We start from the raw sequence: 24,091 nt of genomic DNA on the forward strand, positions 1-24,091 counted from the left end.
AGGTCCCAACCCCATTCCTCTAGCCCTCGCGTGCAGGTTCAGCGGCCGCGCAGCAGCGGGTGCGCGGCACGCGGTTTGACCGGCCGGGTCGCCGGTGCCGGCCGGTGCCGGCCGATCGGCCACCGCTCGTGGTGTTCGAACGGCGTGGCAGGCAGGTGCGTCAGCGGCCGTTCGGCGCCGAGCGCGGCCCAGTCCACCTCGACACCCCGGCAGTGCAGGCCGCCGAGCAGCCGGGGCAGCCCGTCACCGGCGAAGTCGCCGCAGAAGCGGACGACGTGGTCGTGGTCGTGAAGGTCCTGTCCGCCCAGGTGAAGCGGGGTGTCGGGTTCGCCGAACTCCCCGTCGAACTCGTGGGGGTTGATCGCGCCCGCGACGGCGGCCGCGGCCAGTTCGCCCGAGCCGTGGCCGATGACCAGATCCGGGTAGACGCCCCACTCCGCCAGCAGGGTCGCGAGCGCGTACTGCGGCACGAAGCCCGGTGCGTCGATCGTGCCGTCAAGGTCTTCGACGATCAGCTCCAGTGCGGGAATCCGGCGGCACAGGACGTCGAACCAGTCACCGCCGGGCTTGTCGTCGGTGAACTCGAACGCGAGCACCGGCGCCTCCGCGGCCACGAACTGCTCGGCTTCCGCGAGGCTCTCCAGCAGTTCTTCATGGCTTGAGCCCACCGCGAAGAGCCGGTGCGGGTAGTGCGTGCGTGCGACCCGCGCGGTGTGGGCGATGTCGGCGAGCGGCACTTCCGGATGCTCACGCAGAAAGCCCTGGTACCGCAGGGACAGGTCAGTCAGCGAGGAAGCCGAACGGGCCGACAGGACCAGCACTTCCGGACCCTCACTCGGTTCGGCGGTCTCTACGGTTGCTTCGCCGACCACGAGGTGCACGTTGTTCCCGCCGTACCCGAAGGAGTTGATACCCGCGATCCGCGGACCGTCCCAAGTGCACGGTTCGGCCGGGATCTCCACCCCGGACCCGAGGCGGACCTGCGGGCTCAGCCGTTCGACCGCGATCGGCGGGATCCAGCCGTGCCGCAGCACCAGGATCGTCTTGATCAGCGAGATGACGCCGGAGGCCGCTTCCAGGTGCCCGATACCCGCCTTGACCGAACCCAGCCGCAGCGGAGTTTCACGGGTACCGCCGAACACCCGGGACAGGGCGCCGACCTCCACCGCGTCACCGATGGCGGTGCCGGTGGTGTGCGTCTCGACGTACCCGACCTCGCCGGGGTCGACGCCCGCCTTGCGCAGGGCCAGCCGGACGACCTCTTCCTGTCCGGCCGCGCTCGGCGCACCCAAGCCGTTGCCGCGCCCGGAACCCGCCATCGCGGACCCCTTGAGCACCGCACGCACCGGCCCCGGCTCGTCACCGCGGCGCAGGACCACCAGCCCGCAGCCCTCACTGCGCACGAACCCGTCGGCGGCTTCGTCGAAGACCTTGCTGCCACCGGTCGGCGAAAGCAGGCGGGCGTGCGAATTCGCGATGTCCACTTCGGGCGACAGGCACAGGTTCACCCCGCCCGCGATGGCCAGATCGCATTCGCCGTCGAGCAGGCTGCGCATCGCCTGGTGCACCGCGACCAGCGAACCGGAGCACGCGGTGTCCACCACCACGCTCGGGCCACGCAGGTCGAGGGTGTAGGACAGCCGGTTGGCCAGCAGGCTCAGCCCACCGCCGACCAGCGAGTAGATGTCCACTTCGGACCGGTCCTGCAACAGCATCCTGGCGAAGTCGCTGTTGCCGGCACCGATGAACACGCCGGTGCGACTGCCCGCCAGGTCCGCCGGGACCAGCGCCGCGTCCTCCAGCGCCTCCCAGGCGACCTCCAGCACCAGCCGCTGCTGCGGGTCCAGCCGTTCCACCTCACGCGGGGTGATGCCGAACAGATCGTGGTCGAACCGGTCCACATCGGACAGCAGGCCGCCCCAGCGGGAGCAGGTCTTGCCGACCACACCGGGCCGCGGGTCGTAGGTCGCTTCGACGTCCCAGCGCGAGGACGGCACCTCGCCGACTTCGCTGCGGCCCTCGCGGATGAGCCGCCAGAACTCGTCCGGTCCGGCGATCCCGGGCAGGCGGCAGGCCATCCCGGCCACCACCGTGCCGGTCACAGCGCGTCCCCGGTCCCCTCGCCCGCGGCCGCTCGTTGTTCGACCAGGTGGCGGGCGAGATCGCGGATGGACGGGTATTCGTACAGCGCGGCCGCGGGCACGGGCACGCCGAGCAGCACCGAAAGATTGCCGGTGAACTCCGCACCCCGCACCGAGTCCAAGCCCTGCGTGCTGAACGGCTGGGCACGGTCGATCGCGGCGCTGTTCGCGCCGAGCACCCGGCCGACGTTCTCCGCGAGCAGGATCTCCATCGCCTCGGCGGTGCCGGACCAGCCGTCCTCGAGTTCGACCGGACCGCCCGAGCGCTCGCCCGTGCTCGCCCGCCACTCGTGCAACGCCTCCAGGCTGCCCGCGAGGAAACGCGCGCGGCAGGCACGGCGCTGGATCTTGCCGCTGGTGGTCTTCGGCAACGCGGTCGGCTTGGTCAGCACCACCACGTCGACGGTGATCTCCAGTTCCTCCAGCACCCGGCGGCGGACCGCTTCGACGATCGCTTCGAAGTCGCTGTCCCGGCGGGTGCGGACCTCCTGCACCACGACGAGCCGCTCGGCCCCGGCCACGGGAACCGAGAACGCGGCCGTGCCGCTGGCGCGGTTGCGCGGGTGGCACGGGCCGACCAGGTGCTCGATGTCGGAGGGCGCGTAGTTGCGGCCGCGGATGATGATCAGGTCCTTGTACCGCCCGGCGACGTAGAGCTCACCGTCCTGCACCAGGCCCATGTCGCCGGTGCGCAGGTAGTGCGCGTCCCCGCCCGGCAGGGCGGCGCGGAAGGTGCGCTCGGTTTCCTCTTCGCGGTTCCAGTACCCGGCGGGCAGGCTCGGGCCGGTGACCCAGATTTCGCCCAGCGTGCCGTCGGGGCACCGGTCGAGCCGCTCCGGATCGACGATGGCGAGTTCGTGGCCGTCCAGCGGGACACCGCAGCCGACCAGCCGCTTGCCCGCCGCTTCCGGCTCGTCGGTGTCCCAGGTGCGCTCGATGATCACCGGACGGCTGCCCGACAGCGGGACCGCGGCGGCCAGCGTCACCTCGGCCAAGCCGTAGCAGGGCCGGAAGGTCTCGGGCCGGAAGCCGCGTGGCGCGAACTTCTCGGTGAAGCGCTCGATGGTCTCGGCACGCACGGGCTCGGCACCGTTGCAGGCTTGGCGCCAGCTCGACAGGTCCAATCGGGACAGTTCTTCGTCGGTGACGCGCTCGACGCAGAGTTCGTAGGCGAAGTCCGGTGCCGCCACCATCTCACCGCGGTACTCATTGATCGCCTCCAGCCAGCGCGCGGGCCGGGTGACGAAGTCGCGCGGGGTCATCAGCACGGCGTGGTAACCCATCACCGCGGGCATCAGGATGAACGCGATCAGGCCCATGTCGTGGAACGGCGGCAGCCAGGACACCGCCACGCTGTCCGCGGTCAGCTCGAACCGGTCGTACATGTGCCCCACGTGCCGCACGATGTCGCGGTGGCGGACCATCACGCCCTTGGGCGCGCCGGTGGAGCCGGAGGTGTACTGCAGGAAGGCGAGGTCGTCGCCGCCGATCTCCGGCGGGGTCCAGGAGCCGGTCAGCTCGTCGTCCACCGTGTCCACGTCGAGCACGAGGAAGTCCCGCTCTTCCACGGTTTCGGCGAACCGCTCGGCGACCGTGGCCGCCATGCCGCCCGCGGTCAGCACCGCGCCGGCCCCGGAGTCGACCGCGATCGCCGCCAGTTCCCGCGACCGGCCGTGCCGGCGAGGCGGGTAGCACGGGACCGCGGTGGCCCCGGCGTAGAGGCAGCCGAAGAACGCGGCCACGTAGTCCGGGCCGGGGTTGATGGCGAGCAGCACCCGCCCGCCTGCCAGGCCGTCCGCCTGCAAGCGGGCGGCCACGCGGCGGGCGGCGGCGTCGAGACCGGCGAAATCGTAGCGCGCGCTTTCGCTCTCACCATTTTCGAGAAAGGTGAAGGCGGGTTTTCCCGGGGTCGCGTCCGCTGTTCGGCGGACCGCGTCGACGACGGTGGAAAACGGCATGGCACGGCCCCTGTCCCCAGTGGTGGATCGGTTTACGAGCGCGGTTCGCCCAGCGGCAGCACGACCCGGCCGTAGCTGCCGTTGATCAGGTAGGCGGCCCCGGTGTAGAGCCCCAGCAGGGCCGCCACCAGCGCGAACACCCCGCCCACCAGGTCGACGGGCGGCGCGACGGCGTACTGGCCGATGGTGATGAACAAGTACATCAGCGTGGTCAGCACCATGAGGCCGAACACCGCCCGGTTCTGCCGCCGCGCGGCGACGGTGACGAAGAGCGCCACCAATCCCCACGCCAGGGTGAAACTACCGGTGGCGGCAGTGACAGAATTACCAAAGTTCGCCACCAGCTGCGGCAGGAACAGCCAGGTGTAGAGCGAGTAGCTGAGCCAGAACGCGGCGAACGAGGTGAAGGTGACCGCGGCGAAGAAGTTACGCTGGGAAAACGCCCAGATTCCGGCGATGAACTGCGCTACCCCACCGAAGAAGATCGCCGTCGGGAACACCGCGACGATGAAGTTGAACGACACCAGCCCCGCGTGGAACACCGCCAGGATGAACAGGGTCGTCGAGAAACAAAGGTAACCCAGCGCCAGGTAGGCCGAACTCGGCCTGCTCGACGGCGCCGGTTCGGGAATGGGGATCTCGACCGGTGACCCGGCCTGCCGGGGCTCGGCCTGCACTGTTCCTTCGGCCTGCACTGTGGTCATGGGGTTCGCCTTCCGCCGCGGGAAATCGCCGCGGGAGGGCCCGGACCGGTGCTACCCCCAATGCGGCGTTCCTCGATTCGATGCGGCCGATGCTAGGGCGCCGGAAGACGGAACCGAGAGCTACGAAGGCGCGCCCTATTCGTCTCAATCCGTCACCCCGTCGGCGCGCCCCGGACGGGGCGCCCCATCCGGACCCGCGCTCTCCCAGAGCACGCTGAGCATCCGGTGCAGGTTCGCCCGGTCGTCCCCGTCGAGCGGCGCGAGCAGGTCCTCGGCGAGCCGGTGCTGGGCGTCGAACAGGCGCGACATCCGGGCGCGGCTGTCCGCGGTGAGCCGCAGCAGGGTGGCGCGGCGGTCCTCGGGATCGGGCTCCCTGGTGATCAGCCCGTCGCGCTCCAGCGCGTCGACCATGCTGGTCACCGAGCGCGGGCTGACGCCGAGATCGCTGGCGAGCCTGCCCATCCGCGCGGGCTCCAGCTCACTGACCGTGACCAGCAGCCGGGCCCTGGCCTCTGACAACCCGATGGTGGCGCCGAGCAGGCGGTCGGACTGCAGGCACAGCCGGCGCGAGGTGTCGAAGAGGAGCGCGACGATGTCCCTGGCGGGGACTTCGTCACGCACGGTGCCGGGTTGACGACCGGAAGCGGGGGCGGACATACTCCCGATATTAGTGTACTTCCTCACTATCTACTAGTTCACAATGAAATCCACGACGAAATGAAGCCAGGAAGGGGCTCGCCATGTCCGACCAGACACCAGCGCTGGTGGTCGACGGCCTGCACAAGCGCTACGGCGACGTCGAGGCGGTCAACGGGCTGAGCTTCTCCGCCCGGCGCGGCACCGTGCTCGGCCTGCTCGGGCCGAACGGCGCCGGCAAGACCACCACCGTGCAGATCATCTCCACACTGCTCCCGTTCGACCGCGGCACGGTCACCGTGCTCGGCAAGGACGTGGTGCGCGACGCCAGGGCGTTGCGCTCCGAAATCGGCCTGACCGGCCAGTACACCGCGCTCGACGAATACCTCACCGGCTACGAGAACCTGGAGATGATCGGCCAGCTGTACCACCTCGGCGCGGCCGACGCCAAGCGCCGGGCGAACGAACTGCTGGCCCGCTTCGAACTCGTCGAAGCCGGGAAACGGCTGGTCAAGACCTACTCCGGCGGTATGCGGCGGCGCCTGGACCTGGCCGCCAGCCTGATCGTCAACCCGGCGCTGCTCATCCTCGACGAGCCGACCACCGGGCTCGACCCGCACAGCAGGCTGACCGTCTGGCAGATGGTCCGCGAGCTGGTCGCCGGGGGCACCTCGCTGCTGCTGACCACGCAGTACCTCGAGGAAGCCGAGGAGCTGGCCGACGACATCGTGGTGATCGACGGCGGCACGGTGGTCGCACAGGGCACCCCGGATTCACTGAAGACGCAGGTCGGCGGCGCGCGCCTGGAGGTGCACCTGGCGCCGGGCAGCCGGACCACGGTCGCACTGGAGGCGCTCGAGCGGTTCAGCACCGCGCCCGCCGAGGTCCACCCCGGAACCGGGGTGATCACCGTGCCCGCGCTCAAGGAACCGCGCCTGCTGGCGAAGGTGATCCGCGAACTCGACGACCAGGAGATCGAGGTCGAGGACGTGCGCCTGCGCGAACCGACGCTCGACGAAGTTTTCCTCACCCTGACCGGCAAGAACGCCGCCCCCGCCGAACCGCAGCAAGCCTGAGCCCGACCGAGGAGACACCGTGACCACGGCCGAATCCCTCGCCCCCGTCCGCCCGCTCCAGCGCGGCCGGCTCCAGTGGGCGATCACCGACACCCTGGTGCTGACCAAGCGCAGCCTGCGCCACATCCCCCGCATCCCCGACCAGCTGATCTTCGCCACGGTCAACCCGATCATCTTCGTGCTGCTCTTCCGCTACGTCTTCGGCGGCGCGATCGGCACGCCAGGCATGACCTACCCGGACTTCCTGATGGCGGGCATCTTCGTGCAGACCGTCGCCTTCGGGGCGGTCAACTCCGGCGTCGGCCTGGCCGAGGACATGCACCGCGGGCTGGTCAACCGGTTCCGCTCGCTGCCGATGGCGCCGTCGGCGGTGCTCACCGGCCGCATCCTGGCCGACGTGGTGCGCAACTCGATCATCATCGTCACCGGCGTGCTGATCGGGCTGGTGGTCGGTTTCCGGCCGACCGCGGGCATCGCCGGCTGGGTCGGCGCGATCGCGCTGTTGCTGCTGGTCAGCCTCACCTTCTCGTGGGTGTCCTCGACGATCGGGCTGATGGTCCGCAACGCCGAGGGCGCGCAGTCGGCGAACTACATCTGGCTGCTGCCGCTGACCTTCGCCAGCAGCGCCTTCGTGCCGACCGAGTCGATGCCCGCCGGGCTGCGGGTCTTCGCCGACTACCAGCCGATCACGGTGATCGTCGACGCGGTCCGCGGCTTCCTGCTCGACGAGCCGCTCGGCTGGCGCGGCTGGGGTGCCTTCGCCTGGTGCGCGGTGATCGTGGCGATCTGCGCGCCGCTCGCGGTGCGCAAGTTCCAGCGGCGCGCGATGAGCTGACCCCATCCCCCCGCGAACACACCAAGCCCTCCCGCTCATCATGTGGGAGGGCTTGGTTTTCGCTGTGCCAACGTGTTGTTGTGAGTGGAGTGCCCACGCCGTTGAACAATGGTAAGACGACATTTCCGGCGGAGCTGCTACCAAGAGCGATTGCCTGATTACTGCATACCACAGCGCCCACCCGAAGAACAGAGGAAATCTCTCACACCTTCGGGGGTAGGAATGAAAATCAATCCTGCTTTGGGGGCAGGCGTTGTGAATGGGTGAATCCGATGAATCAGGAGAGCTCGAAGAGCATTTCGGTCATCGCTGGGGCTGGAGTGGACATCCGCATTCTCATCGTTGGGCAGCACGAGGTGGTGCGGCGCGGGATCGAGGCGATGCTGCACTCGATCGCCAACGTCCGGAACGTGCTGAGCTGTACCGACCACGACGAAGCCGGGCGGCTGATCGCCGCGCACCGGCCCGACGTACTGGTGGCCGGCCTCGGGGGCGGCCCCGGGCTGGAGCCGCTGCTGGAGCAGGCGCGTCGCGCGCGCACCAAGATCCTGTTGCTGATGCGCGATCCCGGTGAGGCGGAACTGTCGGCCGCCGCGCAACTGCCGGGTGACGGCTACCTGGTCGAAGCGGACCTGACCGTCCCGGTGCTGGAGGACACGCTGCGCCGGCTGCTGGTGGACGAGGTGCCGATGCCTTCGGCGATGGCCCGCGAACTGTTGCACCGGGCCGGGCGCGGCACGTCCGCGGTGCCGACCCCGCGCGGCACCTACCACTCGCGGCTGACCCGCCGCGAACTGCAGGCGCTTTCGCTGCTGGTGGAAGGGATGAGCAACAAGCAGATCGCCCGCGGGCTGGAGATCTCCGACCACGCGGTCAAGCGGGTGATGGCCAGCATGCTGGTGAAACTGAACTGCGCCAACCGGACGCAGGCGGTGGCACTGGCGCTCAAGGGCGGCCTGGCCGGCGCCAGCACGAGATGACGGGGGCCGGCATGGATTTCAGCCTGCTCTACTTCGCCAACCGCGAAGTGACCGATCCACCGAAGGAATACGACCTGCTGCTCGATTCGGCGCGGTTCGCCGACGAGCACGAATTCACCGCGCTCTGGTTGCCGGAGCGGCACTTCCACCCGTTCGGCGGCGCGTACCCGAACCCGGCGCTGGCCGCCACGGCGCTGGCCGTGTCGACCAGCCGGGTCCGGCTGCGGGCCGGGAGCGTGGTGCTGCCGCTGCACGATCCGCTGACCGTGGTCGAGGACTGGTCCTTCGTGGACAACCTCTCCCGCGGCCGGGTGGACCTCGCGCTGGCCACCGGCTGGAACGCCAACGACTTCGCGCTCGCACCGGACCGGTACGCCGGGCGGCGCGAGTACGTGTTCGACCACCTGGACACGCTGCGCGACCTGTGGGCGGGCAAGCCGATGACCCGGGTCAACGGCGAGGGCGCGGAAGTGGAGATCACCACGTATCCGCGCGCGGTGCAGCCGGACCTGAACCTGTGGCTGACCTGCTCGTCGAACCCGCGGAACTTCGCCGAGGCCGGGGCGCGCGGGATCAACGTGCTGACCGCGCTGCTGTTCCAGGAGGTCGACGACCTGGTGCCGCGGATCGAGGCCTACCGCGAGGCGCGGACGGCCGCCGGATTCGACCCGGACGCGGGCACGGTGACGGTCATGCTGCACACCTTCGTCGGCGAGACCGACGACGCCGTGCGCTCGACGATCCGCGAACCGTTCCTGGGGTACCTCGAGTCCTCTGTGGACCTTTGGCGGAGCAAGTGGCCGGAGCTCGACGATGCCAAGCAGGGCAACCTGCTCGACCACGCCTTCGAGCGGTACTTCCGGTCTTCGGCGTTGTTCGGCTCGGTCGCCCGGTGCGCGGACTTCGTGCGGAACCTGTACGAGGTGGGCGTGGACGAGGTGGCGTGCCTGATCGACTTCGGCGTACCGGACCGGCTGACCCTGTCCTCGCTGGAGTACCTGGACCAGGTCCGGCTGGCGGTCAACGCACCGGGAGGGCTGCCATGTCGGTGACCACCGCGTACGTCAGTGACCTGCCGCTGGAGTGGACCTCGCCGGTGCTCACTTCGCGGCCCCAAGCCGAGCCGGGGGTCGTGCTGTGGGACCTGGATCTGGTGCTGCTGCCCTCGCGGAGGCTGGACCGGGAGGCGCACCGGGTCGCGTTCGCCAGGGTGACCGGGAAGCGGCCGGTGCACGAACCGCCGATGCTGGACCAAACGGATCCGCTGTACGCGGTGGACCTGTTGTGCCAGAACGGTTTCGCCCGCATCCAAGCCCGGCGGACATTGCCTGTCTATTTGCCCGCGTTGACAACCGCGTACCGCGCACTGGCGAAGCGACGCCCCTGGCTGCTGCCTCGCCCGTGCCCGGACGCCTTCGCCCGCCTGCGCCGGAGCGCGACGGTACCGGGCGCGTTCATCACGACGAAGCTGCGGCCGAACGCGCTCCTGACCCTCTCGGCGACGGGCTTGGACCAGTACCTGGATCCGTCGGCGGGCGCCTACGGCTCGGACCACGTGGACCGGGCGAAGCTGGCCGAGATCGCGCTGGCCAGGGCGGAACGGAAGTACGGCGTGGAGCGGCTAGTCCTGTAAGCGTGGTCGCTTCGTGATCCAGGGGTTCCTGGCGGTGCGGGCGATTCGGCCTCGTACTGGCCGTACTCGGCCGTGCCGCCAGGGACACCGCCTGGGCGCGGAGAGCGCGACCTCGACTTACCGGTTCAGAGCCTAAGCGCCTGACCCCTCGCCGGTCTCGATGTGCAACGCGCCCTGCTCCGGCCCGGCTGCCTGAGCGCGCCCGGCGTCCTCGGCGATCTCGTCCCTCTCGTTGTCCAGGGGCAGGCCGTCCTGGGTCGGCTGCAACTGCTGGGCAGGCGCTTCGGTGTCACCGGTGGCGACGTCCGGGTCGTCGGCCCAGGCGTCGCGATCGCCCAGCTCGAGCCCCTCGTTCTGCTCGGAACGCATTGCGCGCCCTCCTTCCACTCTTGCGCTCGACTACCACCTCGATGGCGGGGCGAAACCCTCCGGCGGGGACACGAATGTGGCTTTGGGGGCGGATTCCGCCCCCAAAGCCACATTCGTGTCCCCCAGCTGTCCACAGGAGGCCGGTTGTCCACAGAGGCGTCGCTGACCAGCGGCTTCGGAGAGTGGGACGGGATAGGATGGCTGCAGGGGCCGCCCCCAAGGGAGGGTGGGGGGCCGTTCTGGGAGTGGGTGCTCCGTGCAGCAGGGGTGCGCGTCGGGTCGTGAGGGCCCCGGCACGAAGGCGTCAGCTGAAGGTTTTGGTCAGTTCGGCTACCAGGGTGGCGGCGTTCGCGCTGAAGGCGACGTGGGCGTTCGGGGTGCCGGTGGCGTTCGGGCGGGTGTCCATGACGGTGCGGCCCACCGTGAGCGTGCTTTCCGTGTCCACGGTGACGTGCACGTGCTGCGTGCTGACGATGTCCGGGCGCACCAGGTAGGCCGTGCAAACGGCGTCGTGTACTGGAGCGGCGTCGGTGGCGGAGATGCCGCTGCCCGCGCGGTAGGCGTCGATGCGCCGGGTGATCAGGTCCGCGGCGGCGGCGCCTGCCGGGGTGCCCAGTGCCGCCATCGCCGCGCAGTCCGCGCGTGTGACCAGCGCTTGGTGCGTGGCGTCCAGCGGGACCAGTGTCAGCCGTTCGAAGCCTGCGGTGAAGACCATCGCGGCGGCTTCCGGGTCGGCCCAGATGTTGAACTCCGCCGAGGCCGTCACGTTGCCGTGGGCGTGCGCGCCACCCATGACGACCAGCTCATCGACCGCGTCCACCAGCGACGGGTCGATCGCCAGCACGGTCGCGATGTTGCTCAGCGGACCCACCGGCACCAGGGTCAGCTGCTCGGTCGCCGACCGCAGGGTCTCCAGCAGGTACTCCACCGCCGTGACATCCTGTGCCGTGGACCGCGCCTCGGGTAGTGGCAGCGAGGTGCCGTGCATGTCACGAGCGGTGTCGCGCTCGTAGTGCTTCTGGCCGGGGAACCCGCGCCGGGCGATCGGGTGCGCCAGGCCCGCGTACACCGGGACGTCCGAGCGCCCGATCACGTCGAGCACTCGTAGTGTGTTGTCCGTGGTGTTGGCGAGCCCGACGTTGCCGTTGACCGTGGTGACCCCGATCAGCTCCAGCTCCGGGTGCAACGCCGCGTGCATGATCGCCACGGCGTCGTCGGTGCCGGTGTCGACGTCCAGAATCAGCCTACGTACCAACGAAACCCCGTTCCAACCGTGGCCGGACCGCGCGTTCCACCAGCACCGGGATGAAGCTCAGCACCCGGGCACCGGCGAACCGGCCCGCCTCCTGCACCACGCACCGGTGCACGGCTCGCGCCGGGACGTCGGCATAGTCCCGTGAGAGCCGTTCCTCCAGGGCGCGCAGCTGCGTCGACAACTGTTCTCCGTGTAGATCATCCATGGTGGTCACCCGAACCGGTTACCCCCGGTTCTGAACTCAGTATGAACGGCCGGTGAACGCCAGGGGCGAGGTTTCACCCGCGACCGAACGGGAACGCCTTCGCCATGCGATTCGGGTACACACTGATGACCGAGCAGGCCGGCCCCAAGGAGCTGGTGCGCTTCGCCGGGGAAGCGGAGCGGGCCGGGTTCGACTTCGAGGTGATGAGCGACCACTACTCGCCGTGGCTCGACGAGCAGGGGCACGCGCCGTACGCCTGGAGCGTGCTCGGCGCGGTCACCCAGTCGACCGAACGCGTCGAGCTGATGACCTATGTGACCTGCCCGATCATGCGCTACCACCCGGCCGTGGTGGCGCAGAAGGCGGCGACCGTGCAGTTGCTCGCCGACGGCCGGTTCACCCTCGGCCTCGGCGCCGGCGAGAACCTCAACGAGCACGTCGTCGGCCAGGGCTGGCCCCCGGTCAACGTCCGGCACGAGATGCTCGGCGAGGCGCTCGACATCATCAACGGCCTGTTCGAGGGCGGTTACTTCAACTACGCGGGCGAGCACTACCGCGTCGACTCCGCCAAGCTGTGGGACCTGCCCGAGACCAAGCCCGGCATCGGCGTCGCGGTTTCCGGTGAGCAGTCGATCGCCGCGTTCGCACCCAAGGCGGACACGCTGATCGCCGTCGAGCCGAAGGCCGAGCTGGTCCGGTCCTGGGACAAGCACACGGGCGGGAACGGCCGCAAGGTCGGCCAGCTCCCGATCTGCTGGGACCCGGACCGCGGCGCCGCCGTCGAGCGCGCCCACGAGCAGTTCCGCTGGTTCGGCGGTGGCTGGAAGGTCAACGCCGAGCTGCCGGGGACCGCCGCGTTCGCCGGGGCCACCCAGTTCGTGCGGCAGGAGGACGTGGCCGGATCGATCCCGTGCGGCCCGGACGTGGAGCCCATCGTGGAGGCGTTCAAGGGCTTCGCCGACGCCGGGTTCACCGATGTGGCGCTGGTGCAGATCGGCGGTGACCACCAGGACGGGTTCTTCGGCTTCGCCGAGCGCGAGCTGCTGCCCGCCCTGCGCGAAAAGCTGGGGTGAGCGCAGCGGATAATGGGGGCTCCTAGTCCAACCTGGTGAGCCCGAAAGGAATCCGGTGGAAACGCTCGAGTTCCAGGCCGAATCGCGCCAGCTGCTGCAGTTGATGGTCCATTCGCTCTATTCGAACAAGGACATCTTCCTGCGCGAGCTGATCTCCAACGCGTCCGACGCCCTCGACAAGCTCAAGCTCGAGGCGTACCGCAACAAGGATCTGGACGTGGACACGGCCGATCTGCACATCCGGCTGGAGGTCGACAAGGAGGCCCGCACGCTGACCGTGCGGGACAACGGCATCGGCATGTCCCGCGACGACGTGGTCGAGCTGATCGGCACGATCGCCAAGTCGGGCACCGCCGAGGTGCTGCGCAAGCTGAAGGAGGCCAAGGACTCGACCGCTTCGGCCGACCTGATCGGCCAGTTCGGCGTCGGCTTCTACTCCAGCTTCATGGTCGCCGACAAGGTCACCCTGGTGACCCGGCGGGCCGGCGAGAGCCAGGGCACCAGCTGGGAGTCCACCGGCGAAGGCACCTACACCATCGACGAGGTCGCCGACGCCCCCGTGGGCACCGCGGTCACCCTGCACCTCAAGCCCGAGGACGCCGACGACCACCTCTACGACTACACCGCCGACTGGAAGCTCAAGGAGATCGTCCAGCGGTACTCCGACTTCATCACCTGGCCGGTCCGGTTCGGGGACGACACGCTCAACTCGATGAAGGCGCTCTGGGCCCGGTCGAAGGACGACGCGACCGAGCAGGAGTACCACGAGTTCTACAAGCACATCAGCCACGACTGGACCGATCCGCTGGAGACCATCCAGCTGCGGGCCGAAGGCACCTTCGAGTACCAGGCGCTGCTGTTCCTGCCGTCGCACGCGCCGCTCGACCTCTACCTGCGCGAGCGCAAGCGCGGGGTGCAGCTCTACGTCAAGCGCGTGTTCATCATGGACGACTGCGAAGCGCTGATGCCGGAGTACCTGCGGTTCGTCAAGGGTGTGGTGGACGCGCAGGACCTCTCGCTCAACGTCTCCCGCGAGATCCTGCAGCAGGACCGCCAGATCCAGCTGATGCGCCGCCGCCTGGTGAAGAAGGTGCTCAGCACGGTCAAGGCGATGATGAGCACCGAGCCGGACAAGTACGCGACCTTCTGGAAGGAGTTCGGGCCGGCGGTCAAGGAGGGCCTGGTCAACGACGCGGACAACCGCGAGACCCTGCTCGAGATCTCGTCCTTCGACTCCACGAACGACGCCGAGAAGCCGACCACGCTGCGTGAGTACGTGGAGCGGATGAAGGACGGCCAGGAGCACATCTACTACCTGACCGGCGCGTCCCGTTCGATGATCGAGCACTCGCCGCACATGGAAGCGTTCCGCGCCAAGGGGTACGAGGTCCTGGTGCTGACCGACGCGGTGGACGAGATGTGGGTCGAGTCGGTCACCGGGTTCGACGGCAAGAAGTTCCAGTCCATCGCCAAGGGCCAGGTCGACCTCGACTCCGAGGAGGAGAAGAAGGAGGGCGACGCCCGGCAGAAGGACTTCGCCGGGTTGCTGGGCTGGATGGGCGAGACGCTGACGGAGCAGGTGAAAGAGGTCCGCCTGTCCTCGCGGCTGACCACCTCGCCCGCCTGCATCGTCGGTGACGCGAACGACATCTCGCCGACGCTGGAGAAGATGTACCGGGCGATGGGTCAGGAGATGCCGCAGATCAAGCGGATCCTGGAGCTGAACCCGGACCACGAGCTGGTCAGCGGCCTGCGCAAGGCGCACGAGGAGCGCAAGGACGACCCGGCGCTCGCGGAGACCGCGGAGATCCTCTACGGCATGGCGCTGCTGGCCGAGGGCGGCGAGCTGAGCGACCCGCCGCGCTTCATGCGGCTGCTGGCGAGCAGGCTCGCCAGTTCGATCTGACCGGCGGCCCGGGGTGCGATCGCCTCTCGCACCCCGGGCCCCCTGGTCACAGGTGCAGGTAGCCCTGTTCGAGCAGTTGCTCCCCCATCCCCCGGTAGGCCTCCTGCGCCGGCGGCGCGACCGTGGCGAGCCCGTCGACGTAGCGGTTGAACATGCAGAACGCCGCCGCGATGAGCACGGTGTCGTGGATCTCGACGTCGGTCGCGCCCTCCGCGCGGGCTGCCTCGACCAACTCGGTCGTCACCGCCTGGCCGCTTTCCCGGACCGCCAGCGCGATCCGCAGCAGCGCTTTGAGCTTCGCCGGAACCGGGGCCTCGTCGACACTTCGCCAGGCCGCCTCGACCACGCCGAACCCGCCGTCGAGCGCGGCCGCGGCCACCGCGCCGTGGCCCGACGAGCAGAACGTGCAGTCGTTCCCCTTGGACACCACCGCCGCGATCAGCTCGCGCTCACCGACGGACAGGCTGTTCGGCCCGCGCAGGAGTGCCTCGGCGAGGCGCCCGAGCGGATCCGCCGTTTCCGGGCGGAAGGCGAACAACGCGCGGATACCGGGGAGCTGGGGATCGAGTTCGATGTGCGGCAACGGTCCTCCTGGTGTCGGCGGAACTCGCCGATCACCCTAGGGCCGGCCGCACGCGCCGGACTCGAATCAAGCGTCCGGAGATCACCTCAGCTTCTCGCCGTAGACGCGGTTCACCGCCAGCTTCATCAGCACCCGGCGGTCGGAGACCATCACCGACCGGTACTCGTCCCAGTCGGGGTGCTCGCCCGCGGCCTTGCGGTAGTACTCGACCAGCGCTTCGACCTCCGGGCCCCGCGGGTCGGTGCCCGGCCCGACGAGCGTCACCGGGCCTTCGGCGGTCGCCCACGTCCAGCCGTCGGCACTGGTGACCTCCAGCGCGGCCCGCGGGTCCCGGCGCAGGTTCTTCGTCTTGGCCCGCGCCTCGGCCAGCGAGACGTAGACGATGTCGGCCTCGCGGTCGTAGTACGGCGTGACCGGCGAAAGCTGCGGGAGACCGTCGGACTTGATCGTCGCGAGCACCCCGATCTTGCTCTCGGCGAGCAGGTCGCGCGGGTCGTACGGGTCGGCGTTCAAGCCCCCACCTCCGACGGTGTGCGGAACACTTCGATCATGGCAGCGTATCCGTCACCGCCGCGGCCCGCCGCGATGGCGCGGTCGGCGAACGCCTTGATCGACTTCGGCAGTTCCGCGTTGATCCCGAGCGCCTCGCTCTCGTGCACGAGGTGGTCCATGGCGGCCAGGTGGGTGTCGATCGTGGAGTCGTACGCGGGGTAGGCGCCCTCGTCGATCTGCTTCGCGTAACCGGGGGTCCAGTCGGCGACGGTGGCGGCCATCCGCGTGGCCAGGTCGGCGAACGCCGAGGCGGGCACCCCCGCGCTGCCGAGCAGGGCGGCACCCTGCAGGAAGCCGTTCAGCACGCTCCACATCAGCCCGAGCACGGCGACGTCGTGCAGGGCCGACAGGCCGTGGTCGGTGCCGAGGTGCGTGGTCGGGCCGAGACTGCGCAGCACCGGTTCGTACTGCTCGAAGGCCTCCGCCGGGCCACTGTGGAGCAGGACGGCGTCGGGCGTGGCGATGGCCTGGGGCACGGCCAGGATCACGCCGTCGAGGTAGGTGGCGCCGAGCCCGGCCGCCCAGGTGGCGGTCTCGCGGGCCTGCTCCGAGGTGCCGGAGGTGAGGTTCACCAGCACGCGGCCTTCGAGCATGTCACCGTGCGGGTCGAGCAGTGCGTGCAGGGCTTCGTAATCGGAGACGCAGACGACGATGAGCGGGTTGGCGGTGAGGGCGTCCTGGAGCGAACCGGCGAGCGTGGCGCCCTCGGCGACCAGGTCGTCCGCCTTGGCCGCCGTGCGGTTCCACACGGTCGTGGGGTGCCCGTCACGCAGGAACGCCCCGGCCAGTGCCCGGCCCATCAGTCCGAGGCCGAGCACTGTCACCGGGTGCGTGGAGTTCTTGGTGGTCATGGAGCCATCGTGAACCTTCACACCGGTATGAAGGTCAAGGGCAGAAGCTGTCCGATTCCTGGAGCTGCCCGGTGAGCAGGTAGCGGGTCACGGTGTCGTCGCCGCAGGCGTTGCCGTTGGCGCGGTAGGCGCCGTGCCCGCCGGAGTCCACGGTGACCATGCGCGCCCGGTCGCCCAGCGCCCGGCGCATCTCCCGCGCACCGGCGAGCGGGGTCGACGGGTCGCGGGTGTTCTGCACCATCAGCACGTTCGACGGCCCGTCGTCGCTGATCCGCACCGGCTTCACCGGCTCGAACGGCCAGAACGAGCACGGCGTGATGTTCACCGGCATGCCGCCGGTCAGCGGATACCGTTCGCGGCTCTCGGCGACAGCGCGTTCGTGTGCCTTCACCGAACCCGGCCAGTCGACGTCGTTGCACACCGTCGAGACGGCCATCGCGCTGTTGTTCTGCAGCACGTCCTCGGGCGGCTGCGGCTGCGGAGGAACGGGCGAGCCGTCCCTGGCCGCGATCATCAGCTTGGCGAGCGGCTCGAAACCCTTGTCGGTGTACAGGTTCCGCAGCAGCGCTTCCCGCAGTCCGTTGCCGGTCAGGCCGGGGAGCGGCGTGCGGTCCAGTCGCGCGGCGAGGTCCAGGAACAGCGGGCGGATGGCCGCCGGATCGTCGGCCAGGCGCAGTGCGTTGGCCGGATCCGCCGCCCAGCGCGCGAAATCGGGGAACCGGTCCTCGACGCCGATCTGGTAGTTCGCCAGCCAGCCGCGGGCCACCGTGCGCGGGTCGCCGGTGCTGTCCAGCACCACCCGGTCGGTGTGCTGCGGGAACATCGTCGCGTAGACCGCGCCGACGTAGGTGCCGTACGAAAGGCCCCAGTACGAGAGCTTCCGCTCCCCGAGCGCCTGGCGCAGGCGGTCGAGGTCACGCACCTCGTTCTTCGTGCTGATGTGCGGCAGGACCTCGCCGCCGTTGCGCCGGCAGGCGTCGGCGACCCGCTTGCCCTGCGCGACATTGGCGTCGATACCGCCGTCGGGCGCCGGCCACGGCATCGTGCGGCCGTTGTCCTCGGGCGACAACGCGCAGCTGATCGGCGTGCTCTTGCCGACCCCGCGCGGGTCGAAGCCCACCACGTCGAACCGCTCGCGCAGCTCGGCCGGTAGGTCCAAAGTAGAGGGACGATTCAGGCCGGAACTCCCCGGCCCGCCGGGGATGAGCAGCAGCACGCCGTGCCGCGCGTCCGGCCGCTTCGCCGGGATGCGCGACACCCGGACGTCGATTTCCTTGCCGTGGGGCTTCCGGTAGTCCAGCGGAACCCGCAGCGTGGCGCACTCCTGCGGTTCGGCACTACCGGCGACCGGGCACGGCTCCCACCGCAGGGGCCCGGGCGGCGACGCACCCGCAGCCGTCACCGGAACCGCCAGACCCACCAGGCACAAGGCGCTGAGCAAAACCATTCTCATGGGCCCAACCCTGGCCCGGCGCCCGCGCCGAGCCCACCGGGCCAGCCACAGGGTTTACGGTAGGGCGGGCCCCACCGGCATCTGCCGCAGCACGTCCAGCACCACGTCCTCGGGCACATCGCGGACCAGTTCGGCGCCGTTCGGGCCGTCGAGCGTGAACGCCAGGCCCGAGGTCGCCTTCTTGTCCAAGGTCATCAAGCGGACCAGCTCGGCCAGGTCCATCCCGGGTGGCAACTCCGACGGGCAGCCGTATGAGAGCACCACTTCGAGGTGTTCGTCCACGCGGTCCTGGTCGATCCGGCCGAGTGCGCCGGCCAGCCGTCCGGCGAACACCGTGCCGATCGCGACGGCTTCCCCGTGCCGCAGCCGGAAATCGGTGGCCCGTTCCAGCGCGTGCCCGAGGGTGTGCCCGTAGTTCAGGATGTGCCGCAGCCCGGAGTCGCGTTCGTCCTGGGACACGATCTCGGCCTTGCGGCGCACGCTCGCGGCGATCTGGTCGGCCAGCGGCAGCGATCGCAACTCCCCCGCGCCGATGAAGTGCGCGCGGGCGATCTCGCCGTAGCCGTTGATCCACTCGCGTCGCGGCAGCGTCTCCAGGAAGTCCGTGTCGCACAGGACGGCGGCGGGCTGCCAGTACGCGCCGACGAGGTTCTTGCCCTCCGGCAGGTTCACCGCGGTCTTGCCGCCCACACTCGCGTCCACCTGCGCCAGCAGCGAAGTCGGCAGGTGCACCACCGGGATCCCGCGGTGGTACAGCGCCGCGGCCAGCCCGGCGACGTCGGTCAGCGTGCCGCCACCACACGACACCACCGCGTCCGAGCGCGTCAGGCCGAACCCGGCGAACCGGCGGCAGAGGTCCTCCACCGTCGCCAGTGTCTTGTCGTCTTCGCCCTCCTGGCCGGTCAGCACGATCGACTCGACCCCGGGATCCGGCAGCGATTCGGCCGGCCGGGCCGACACGATGGCGGCTCGCCGAACCCCCAGGCCGGCGAGCACACCACCGAGCAGGTGCCGGGTTCCCGCGCCGACGTGCACCGGGTACGACCGGTCACCGAGGTCGACGTCGATCCGCTGCGACATTAGGCACTCGCCTCCACCGCGACCGCGGACGGGCACAGGGCGAGCAGTTCCTCCGGACGTTCCAGCACCACGTCCGGCCCCGCGGCCAGCAGGTCGGCGGTGTTGCCTTCGCAGCCCCACACCGCGGCGATGGCGGTGACCCCGGCGGCCTGCGCGCTCTGCAGGTCGGTGACCGCGTCGCCGATCATCATCGACCGGTCCGCCGGCACGTCGAGCACGTCCATCGCGTGCAGCACGATGTCCGGGGCGGGCTTCGGGTGGGCGATCTCGTCCGAGCCGATCACCACGTCGAACAGGTCGATCAGGCCGAGGGTGGTCAGGAGCGACCGGGCACGCGGCCCGCTCTTGCCGGTGGCCACCGCGATCCGGTGCCCGCGCTCGCGCAGGGTGGCGATCGTGTCGCGCACCCCATCGTGCACCTCGACCTCGCCGGCGAGCCGGTAGCTCTCGCGGACGAACGGCTCCTCCATCGCCAGCGGCAGGCCCATGATCCGCATGATGTCCGGGAAGTACCGGCCGAGGTGCTTGTTGTACTCCTCGAACGGCGGGTGCCCCTCGCCGACGACCTCGGCGTAGGCCAGGTCGAAGGCCTGGCGCATCACCGCGAAGCTGTCCACGATCACGCCGTCGAGGTCGAAGACCACCCCGAGCGGCCGGTTGAGCTGCATCGTCATGCCGACCTCCTGGTGAGGCGCCGCACCGAGCCGTACACGCCTTCGATCACCCGCACGGTCTTGCGGGCGTCCTCGATCGCCCTGCCCTGCGCCGCCGGGTCCGCCAGCAGGCCGGGCAGTTCGTTGAGCTGCCGGTCGTACTCCGAGCCGATCGGCTCGTCGGGCACCGGCAGCACCACGGTTTCGCCGTCGCAGGTCAGGCTCAGCACCGGCCCGTCCTCGCGGTTCGGGCTGAAGCCGAAGGTGCAGCGCAGCCGGGCGGTGCCCTCGCTGCCGTGCACGGTCACGCTGGTCACGTCGCGTTCCTCGTGCGACGCCCAGCTCGCGCGGACCAGCACCGAGGTGCCGTCGTCGGTGACCAGGAAGGCGTTCGCGGTGTCCTCGACGTCGCCGGTGGCACCGGCACCCGCGTCGTGGCGCCACACCGCGCCCCGCGAGCTGTCGTTCACGAAGTCGGCGGACACCGAGCCGATGACCTGGTCGATCTCGGCGTCCCCGAGCAGCGGCCCGGCCACGTCGAGCAGGTGCCAGCCGAGGTCGACCAGCGCGCCGCCACCGGCGTAGCGGCGATCGGTGAACCAGCCGTCGCCGGAGGGGACCCCGCGGGCACGGATCCAGCTCAGCTCGATGTGCCGGATGTGGCCGAGTTCCTTGCGCAGGTCGTGCAGGGCGAGGATGTCGGCGCGGAAGTTGGCCGCGCTGCCCGCGAGCAGGGTCGCCCGCCCGGCGCGCTCGGCGGCGGCCAGCGAGTCGACCTCCGCGGTGGACAGGCAGACCGGCTTCTCCAGGAACACCGAGACCCCGTCGAGCAGCAGGCCCTTGGCCACGTCGTGGTGCAGGTGGTTCGGCACCGCGACCACGGCCAGGTCGACCGGGATGTTCTTCAGTTCGTCCACACTGGACAGCAGGCGGAGGTCTTCGCCGGCTTCGCGGCGCACGGTGCTGCGGATGACCGCCTCGGGATCGACCGCGGCGACCACTTCGAAGGCGGGGTGGGCCAGCAGGCGGGGCAGCCAGATCGACCGCCCCGCCCAGCCGAGGCCGACCACCGCGACGTTGTATCGCCCGGGGGACGACCCCCGAACCCCCGCGAAAGACGAGGAGTTCATCGCGCGGCCAGCACTTCGGCGACGATGGCGGCGGTGTCGTGCATCTGCTGCTCGGTACCCAGCAGGGTCCGGTGGTGCAGCCACACGCAGTCGCGGTAGAGCTCTTCGGTGACCGGGCAGCGCGCGGCGATCTCCTCGACCGTTTCCGCGGGCGCGCCCTTCTCCCAGAAGCCGTCGACGCGGTAGATCGCGCGGAAGGCGGCGAACGCGGGCACGCCGCGCTCGATCAGCGCGTCGACCAGTTCGTTGCGCTGCTCCTCGGTGATGCCCGGGATGCGGATCATCGCCATGTAGTGCGGATTGCGTTCGCAGCGCTCGTCCCGCGACTGCGCGACCACGCCGGGGATCTCGCCCAGCAGTCCGCCCAGCAGGCGCCAGCGCTCTTCGCGGGTGTCGATCTGGCTGTCGAGACGGGCCAGCTGCGCCCGCAGCACGGCGGCGGTGAACTCGTTCATCCGGAAGTTCGAACCGGAGGTCTGGTGCAGGTAGCGGCGGTCGGTGCGCGGGCGGCCGCAGCTGTGGCGCAGGAACGCCTGCTCGTAGGACTCGGAGTCGGGGAAGGTGACCGCGCCGCCTTCACCGGCGGTCATCAGCTTGCCGTTCTGGAAGCTGAACGCGGCGATGGAACCCAGTTCGCCGACGCGCTTGCCCTGCCAGGTGGCGCCGTGCGCGTGCGCGGCGTCCTGGATGATCGCCACCCCGGCGTCGTTGGCGATCTTGGCCAGACCGTCCATGTCGGACATGTGGCCTGCCATGTGCACCGGCATGATCGCACGGGTGCGGGTGGTGATCAGTTCGGCCGCGGCGCTCGCGTCGATGCAGTAGGTGTACGGGTCGACGTCCACCGGGATCGCGGTGCCGCCGAGGCGCTGCACGGCCTGCGAGGAGGAGATGAAGGTGAAGGCGGGCACCAGAACCTCGGTGTCCGGGCCGACACCGAGGACCTCGAGCGCGAGTTCCAGCGCGTGCGTGCCGTTGGTGACGGCGAGCGCGTGCGGGGCGCCGTGGTAGTCGGCGAACTCCTGCTCGAAGGTGTCCACCTCCTTCCCGCCCATGCGCCACCAGCCGTCTTGTTCGAGCGCACGCAGGAGGCCGTCGCGTTCGCCGTCGTCGAACTGCGGCCACGCCGGGTATTGGGGGGCAGGGGTCGGACGAGCATTCATCGGGCTACTCCGGTTCGGGTCGGCTTTGGTGAAAGCTGCAATTCCGCGGTTGTGATCAAGCGTAAGCGCGGGTCAGCGCACCCCCAACCCCGACGACCCCCCTAGGCGATCCGTCCGGCAATTCGTCCGCGATATTCACCAGGAATGGCGATGACTAGTGTTTTCCCCAGTGCTGATTCGCGGCGAGCAACACCGCGCCCTGCAGTGAGGACAGTCCACCGAGGGCGGCCGGCTGGATCGGCACCACCGGTTTTCCTTGGGCGGCCAGGGTTTTCGCCTGCGCCGCGACCTCGGCGGCGAAGCCGGGCAGTGCCGCGGCGAACCCGCCGCCGATCAGCACCCGGGAGGGGTGCGCCAGCTCCGCGATGCCGACGGCGGCGGCCGCCAGCGCGGCACAACTCTCCTGCACCGCGGCCAGCGCCCAGCCGCGGGCGTCCTGATAGGCCTGGTAGAACTCGTCGAATTCCGGTTCGTGGCCGAGGAGTTCGGCGGCACGGCGGAGAGTCGCCGGGCCCGAGGCCAGCGCCTGCACGCAGCCCGAACGCCCGCAGCCGCACGCGGGCCCGTTGCGGTCGACGATGAGATGACCCAGCTCACACGAGCCGCGGGTCAGGCCGGGCCAGGGCCGTCCGCCGGAAACGATGCCGCCGCCGATCCCGGTGCCGACACCGAAGTAGACGAGGTCGGCGCACCCGGCCGCGTCCGCTTCGGCGACCGCGGCCAGGTCGCCGTCGTCGGCGAAACTCACCGGAGTACTAGGGAAAATCTCGTCGAAGAGGGTGTAGAGGTCGGCGCCCGTCCAGCCGGGGCGACTGGGCCAGGTGGTCACCCTGCCGGTGTGGTCCACAGTGGCAGGCATGGCCACGCCGACCGCGTCCGGCTCGCCGAGTTCCCGGACGGCTTCGGCGATTCTTGCCAGGTCGTCGCGGATATCGCGAAAGGGGTTCCAGCGCATTTCACCGGAGCGCTCCCCCATGCGGAAGGCGACTTTGGTGCCGCCGACGTCGATACCGAGGTGATTGGTCATGGCCTTCCCAGCGGACTGAGCGAATTCGGGCGTGGTGCGTGTTAGGACTGCGAGTATGGACGAACTACTGCTGATGAACGGCCCCAATTTGGGCATTCTGGGAAAACGCGAGGTCGAGGTCTACGGCTCCAGCACCCTCGCCGACATCGAGGCGATGGTCGCCGCCGAGGTCGCGGAGCGGGGCTGGCGCGTCACCTCGGTGCAGAACGACTGCGAGGGTGAGCTGATCCGGACGCTGCAGGACAGCTACGACACCGTCGGCGCGATCATCAACCCGGGGGCGCTGATGATCGCGGGCTGGTCCCTGCGGGACGCACTGGCGAACTACCCGCGGCCGTGGATCGAGGTCCACCTGTCGAATGTGTGGGCCAGGGAGCAGTTCCGGCACGAATCCGTCCTGGCCCCACTGGCCAGCGGCGTCATCGTCGGCCTCGGCGCCGACGGCTACCGCCTGGCCGCCCAAGCCCTCCTCCGCACCATCCCCACCTGACCCACCCCCAGTGCGGAACTCAGCCTCCCGAACGTAGGTTTCGCCTGCCTGAACGTGGAGTTCGCCTGCCTGAGTGTGGGGTTCGGCTTCCTGAACGTGGTTCTCACCTGATGCGAACCCCACACTCCCGCACCCGAGTTCCACACTCAGGCACCTGAAACCCACGTTCAGGCACCCGAACCCCACACTCGCGCAGCTGAACTCCACGTTCGCGGGGGGCAATGAATGTGGGTGGGTGTGGCCACATCCATTGCGTGGCCCCCGTGGCACCCCGTGGGGGCTGCGGCCGGGCGGGCGTCCTGGTGGGGCCTCGCGCCGGCCGCGGGTGGGCCGTCCGG

Annotated in this window: 24 protein-coding genes; 8 read left to right on the plus strand and 16 right to left on the minus strand. The window is 69.9% G+C overall.

Annotated features, from left to right (window positions below; all coding sequences use genetic code 11):
* Positions 1-38: 38 nt before the first annotated feature.
* From L3Q67_RS02880 to L3Q67_RS02895, 4 genes are all read right to left on the minus strand, one after another.
* Positions 39-2,102 carry a type I polyketide synthase gene (locus L3Q67_RS02880; RefSeq protein WP_499188049.1) on the minus strand — a complete coding sequence of 688 codons (2,064 nt, stop codon included), beginning with the start codon at positions 2,100-2,102 and terminating at the stop codon, positions 39-41.
* Positions 2,099-4,099 (minus strand): AMP-binding protein, encoded by a 2,001-nt coding sequence (locus L3Q67_RS02885; RefSeq protein WP_499188050.1) that lies wholly within the window; start codon positions 4,097-4,099, stop codon positions 2,099-2,101. The genes L3Q67_RS02880 and L3Q67_RS02885 overlap by 4 nt, the downstream gene beginning before the upstream one ends.
* 32 nt (positions 4,100-4,131) lie before the next feature.
* Positions 4,132-4,803: an acetate uptake transporter family protein gene (locus L3Q67_RS02890; RefSeq protein ID WP_499188051.1), complete on the minus strand. Its 672-nt coding sequence runs from the start codon at positions 4,801-4,803 to the stop codon at positions 4,132-4,134.
* Positions 4,804-4,947: 144 nt separating this feature from the next.
* Complete coding sequence (locus tag L3Q67_RS02895) at positions 4,948-5,460, minus strand: MarR family winged helix-turn-helix transcriptional regulator (RefSeq protein ID WP_499188052.1); 513 nt, start codon at positions 5,458-5,460, stop codon at positions 4,948-4,950.
* An 83-nt stretch (positions 5,461-5,543) separates the two neighbouring features.
* Here L3Q67_RS02895 and L3Q67_RS02900 point away from each other — a divergent pair, with 83 nt between their 5' ends.
* The 5 genes from L3Q67_RS02900 to L3Q67_RS02920 all read left to right on the plus strand — a co-directional run bounded on the left by L3Q67_RS02900 (position 5,544) and on the right by L3Q67_RS02920 (position 9,963).
* Positions 5,544-6,515, plus strand: coding sequence for a DrrA family ABC transporter ATP-binding protein (locus L3Q67_RS02900; RefSeq protein ID WP_499188053.1), 972 nt, complete (start codon positions 5,544-5,546; stop codon positions 6,513-6,515).
* Between the two features lie 19 nt (positions 6,516-6,534).
* Positions 6,535-7,350: an ABC transporter permease gene (locus L3Q67_RS02905; RefSeq protein WP_499188054.1), complete on the plus strand. Its 816-nt coding sequence runs from the start codon at positions 6,535-6,537 to the stop codon at positions 7,348-7,350.
* 272 nt (positions 7,351-7,622) lie between these two features.
* Positions 7,623-8,330 carry a response regulator transcription factor gene (locus L3Q67_RS02910; RefSeq protein ID WP_499188055.1) on the plus strand — a complete coding sequence of 236 codons (708 nt, stop codon included), beginning with the start codon at positions 7,623-7,625 and terminating at the stop codon, positions 8,328-8,330.
* An 11-nt stretch (positions 8,331-8,341) separates the two neighbouring features.
* On the plus strand, positions 8,342-9,382 hold the full coding sequence (locus L3Q67_RS02915; RefSeq protein WP_499188056.1) for an LLM class oxidoreductase: 1,041 nt from the start codon (positions 8,342-8,344) through the stop codon (positions 9,380-9,382).
* Positions 9,373-9,963, plus strand: a complete 591-nt coding sequence (locus L3Q67_RS02920) for an HAD family hydrolase (RefSeq protein WP_499188057.1) — start codon at positions 9,373-9,375, stop codon at positions 9,961-9,963. The genes L3Q67_RS02915 and L3Q67_RS02920 overlap by 10 nt, the downstream gene beginning before the upstream one ends.
* 132 nt (positions 9,964-10,095) lie before the next feature.
* On the opposite strand, the gene L3Q67_RS02925 is transcribed toward L3Q67_RS02920, so the two are convergent.
* From L3Q67_RS02925 to L3Q67_RS02935, 3 genes are all read right to left on the minus strand, one after another.
* Positions 10,096-10,332, minus strand: coding sequence for a hypothetical protein (locus L3Q67_RS02925; protein ID WP_499188058.1), 237 nt, complete (start codon positions 10,330-10,332; stop codon positions 10,096-10,098).
* Positions 10,333-10,636: 304 nt separating this feature from the next.
* A complete protein-coding gene (locus L3Q67_RS02930; RefSeq protein WP_499188059.1) occupies positions 10,637-11,587 on the minus strand; it encodes a nucleoside hydrolase in 951 nt (316 codons plus the stop codon).
* Entirely contained in the window at positions 11,577-11,792 is a 216-nt protein-coding gene (locus tag L3Q67_RS02935) for a three-helix bundle dimerization domain-containing protein (RefSeq protein ID WP_499188060.1), read from the minus strand. The genes L3Q67_RS02930 and L3Q67_RS02935 overlap by 11 nt, the downstream gene beginning before the upstream one ends.
* Positions 11,793-11,896: 104 nt before the next feature.
* Between L3Q67_RS02935 and L3Q67_RS02940 the strand changes: the two genes are divergently transcribed.
* Both L3Q67_RS02940 and htpG read left to right on the plus strand, forming a co-directional pair.
* A complete protein-coding gene (locus tag L3Q67_RS02940) occupies positions 11,897-12,865 on the plus strand; it encodes an LLM class F420-dependent oxidoreductase (protein ID WP_499188061.1) in 969 nt (322 codons plus the stop codon).
* Between the two features lie 103 nt (positions 12,866-12,968).
* Positions 12,969-14,771: an Hsp90 family chaperone protein gene (gene htpG / locus L3Q67_RS02945; RefSeq protein WP_499191416.1), complete on the plus strand. Its 1,803-nt coding sequence runs from the start codon at positions 12,969-12,971 to the stop codon at positions 14,769-14,771.
* A 46-nt stretch (positions 14,772-14,817) separates the two neighbouring features.
* Here htpG and L3Q67_RS02950 read toward each other — a convergent pair whose 3' ends face one another.
* The 9 genes from L3Q67_RS02950 to L3Q67_RS02990 all read right to left on the minus strand — a co-directional run bounded on the left by L3Q67_RS02950 (position 14,818) and on the right by L3Q67_RS02990 (position 23,263).
* Positions 14,818-15,354 carry a carboxymuconolactone decarboxylase family protein gene (locus L3Q67_RS02950; protein WP_499188062.1) on the minus strand — a complete coding sequence of 179 codons (537 nt, stop codon included), beginning with the start codon at positions 15,352-15,354 and terminating at the stop codon, positions 14,818-14,820.
* A gap of 81 nt (positions 15,355-15,435) precedes the next feature.
* The gene (locus L3Q67_RS02955; protein WP_499188063.1) at positions 15,436-15,867 is read right to left on the minus strand and encodes a PPOX class F420-dependent oxidoreductase; all 432 of its coding nucleotides are present in this window, start codon (positions 15,865-15,867) and stop codon (positions 15,436-15,438) included.
* On the minus strand, positions 15,864-16,757 hold the full coding sequence (locus L3Q67_RS02960) for an NAD(P)-dependent oxidoreductase (protein WP_499188064.1): 894 nt from the start codon (positions 16,755-16,757) through the stop codon (positions 15,864-15,866). Before L3Q67_RS02960 ends, L3Q67_RS02955 begins: the two co-directional genes overlap by 4 nt.
* 34 nt (positions 16,758-16,791) lie before the next feature.
* Positions 16,792-18,210 carry an alpha/beta hydrolase gene (locus L3Q67_RS02965; RefSeq protein ID WP_499188065.1) on the minus strand — a complete coding sequence of 473 codons (1,419 nt, stop codon included), beginning with the start codon at positions 18,208-18,210 and terminating at the stop codon, positions 16,792-16,794.
* A gap of 54 nt (positions 18,211-18,264) precedes the next feature.
* Complete coding sequence (locus tag L3Q67_RS02970) at positions 18,265-19,290, minus strand: 3-dehydroquinate synthase family protein (protein ID WP_499188066.1); 1,026 nt, start codon at positions 19,288-19,290, stop codon at positions 18,265-18,267.
* Positions 19,290-19,964: an HAD-IA family hydrolase gene (locus L3Q67_RS02975; protein WP_499188067.1), complete on the minus strand. Its 675-nt coding sequence runs from the start codon at positions 19,962-19,964 to the stop codon at positions 19,290-19,292. The genes L3Q67_RS02970 and L3Q67_RS02975 overlap by 1 nt, the downstream gene beginning before the upstream one ends.
* Complete coding sequence (locus tag L3Q67_RS02980) at positions 19,961-21,013, minus strand: Gfo/Idh/MocA family protein (RefSeq protein ID WP_499188068.1); 1,053 nt, start codon at positions 21,011-21,013, stop codon at positions 19,961-19,963. The genes L3Q67_RS02975 and L3Q67_RS02980 overlap by 4 nt, the downstream gene beginning before the upstream one ends.
* A gap of 56 nt (positions 21,014-21,069) precedes the next feature.
* Positions 21,070-22,236, minus strand: a complete 1,167-nt coding sequence (locus L3Q67_RS02985) for a DegT/DnrJ/EryC1/StrS family aminotransferase (protein ID WP_499188069.1) — start codon at positions 22,234-22,236, stop codon at positions 21,070-21,072.
* Positions 22,237-22,390: 154 nt separating this feature from the next.
* Positions 22,391-23,263, minus strand: a complete 873-nt coding sequence (locus L3Q67_RS02990) for an ROK family protein (protein ID WP_499188070.1) — start codon at positions 23,261-23,263, stop codon at positions 22,391-22,393.
* A gap of 55 nt (positions 23,264-23,318) precedes the next feature.
* Here L3Q67_RS02990 and L3Q67_RS02995 point away from each other — a divergent pair, with 55 nt between their 5' ends.
* Positions 23,319-23,753, plus strand: a complete 435-nt coding sequence (locus L3Q67_RS02995; protein WP_499188071.1) for a type II 3-dehydroquinate dehydratase — start codon at positions 23,319-23,321, stop codon at positions 23,751-23,753.
* Positions 23,754-24,091: the final 338 nt, after the last annotated feature.

The sequence above is a fragment of the Saccharothrix sp. AJ9571 genome (assembly GCF_021725495.1).
GTDB lineage: Bacteria > Actinomycetota > Actinomycetes > Mycobacteriales > Pseudonocardiaceae > Amycolatopsis > Amycolatopsis magusensis.

Bases quoted from the DNA above. Each gene is read 5' to 3' on its own strand.
- L3Q67_RS02885 (WP_499188050.1), bottom strand. From the start codon at position 4,099: ATGCCGTTTTCCACCGTCGTCGACGCGGTCCGCCGAACAGCGGACGCG.
- L3Q67_RS02890 (WP_499188051.1), bottom strand. From the start codon at position 4,803: ATGACCACAGTGCAGGCCGAAGGAACAGTGCAGGCCGAGCCCCGGCAG.
- L3Q67_RS02895 (WP_499188052.1), bottom strand. From the start codon at position 5,460: ATGTCCGCCCCCGCTTCCGGTCGTCAACCCGGCACCGTGCGTGACGAA.
- L3Q67_RS02900 (WP_499188053.1), top strand. From the start codon at position 5,544: ATGTCCGACCAGACACCAGCGCTGGTGGTCGACGGCCTGCACAAGCGC.
- L3Q67_RS02910 (WP_499188055.1), top strand. From the start codon at position 7,623: ATGAATCAGGAGAGCTCGAAGAGCATTTCGGTCATCGCTGGGGCTGGA.
- L3Q67_RS02915 (WP_499188056.1), top strand. From the start codon at position 8,342: ATGGATTTCAGCCTGCTCTACTTCGCCAACCGCGAAGTGACCGATCCA.
- L3Q67_RS02920 (WP_499188057.1), top strand. From the start codon at position 9,373: ATGTCGGTGACCACCGCGTACGTCAGTGACCTGCCGCTGGAGTGGACC.
- L3Q67_RS02925 (WP_499188058.1), bottom strand. From the start codon at position 10,332: ATGCGTTCCGAGCAGAACGAGGGGCTCGAGCTGGGCGATCGCGACGCC.
- L3Q67_RS02935 (WP_499188060.1), bottom strand. From the start codon at position 11,792: ATGGATGATCTACACGGAGAACAGTTGTCGACGCAGCTGCGCGCCCTG.
- L3Q67_RS02940 (WP_499188061.1), top strand. From the start codon at position 11,897: ATGCGATTCGGGTACACACTGATGACCGAGCAGGCCGGCCCCAAGGAG.
- htpG (WP_499191416.1), top strand. From the start codon at position 12,969: ATGGTCCATTCGCTCTATTCGAACAAGGACATCTTCCTGCGCGAGCTG.
- L3Q67_RS02960 (WP_499188064.1), bottom strand. From the start codon at position 16,757: ATGACCACCAAGAACTCCACGCACCCGGTGACAGTGCTCGGCCTCGGA.
- L3Q67_RS02965 (WP_499188065.1), bottom strand. From the start codon at position 18,210: ATGAGAATGGTTTTGCTCAGCGCCTTGTGCCTGGTGGGTCTGGCGGTT.
- L3Q67_RS02970 (WP_499188066.1), bottom strand. From the start codon at position 19,290: ATGTCGCAGCGGATCGACGTCGACCTCGGTGACCGGTCGTACCCGGTG.
- L3Q67_RS02975 (WP_499188067.1), bottom strand. From the start codon at position 19,964: ATGACGATGCAGCTCAACCGGCCGCTCGGGGTGGTCTTCGACCTCGAC.
- L3Q67_RS02985 (WP_499188069.1), bottom strand. From the start codon at position 22,236: ATGAATGCTCGTCCGACCCCTGCCCCCCAATACCCGGCGTGGCCGCAG.
- L3Q67_RS02990 (WP_499188070.1), bottom strand. From the start codon at position 23,263: ATGACCAATCACCTCGGTATCGACGTCGGCGGCACCAAAGTCGCCTTC.
- L3Q67_RS02995 (WP_499188071.1), top strand. From the start codon at position 23,319: ATGGACGAACTACTGCTGATGAACGGCCCCAATTTGGGCATTCTGGGA.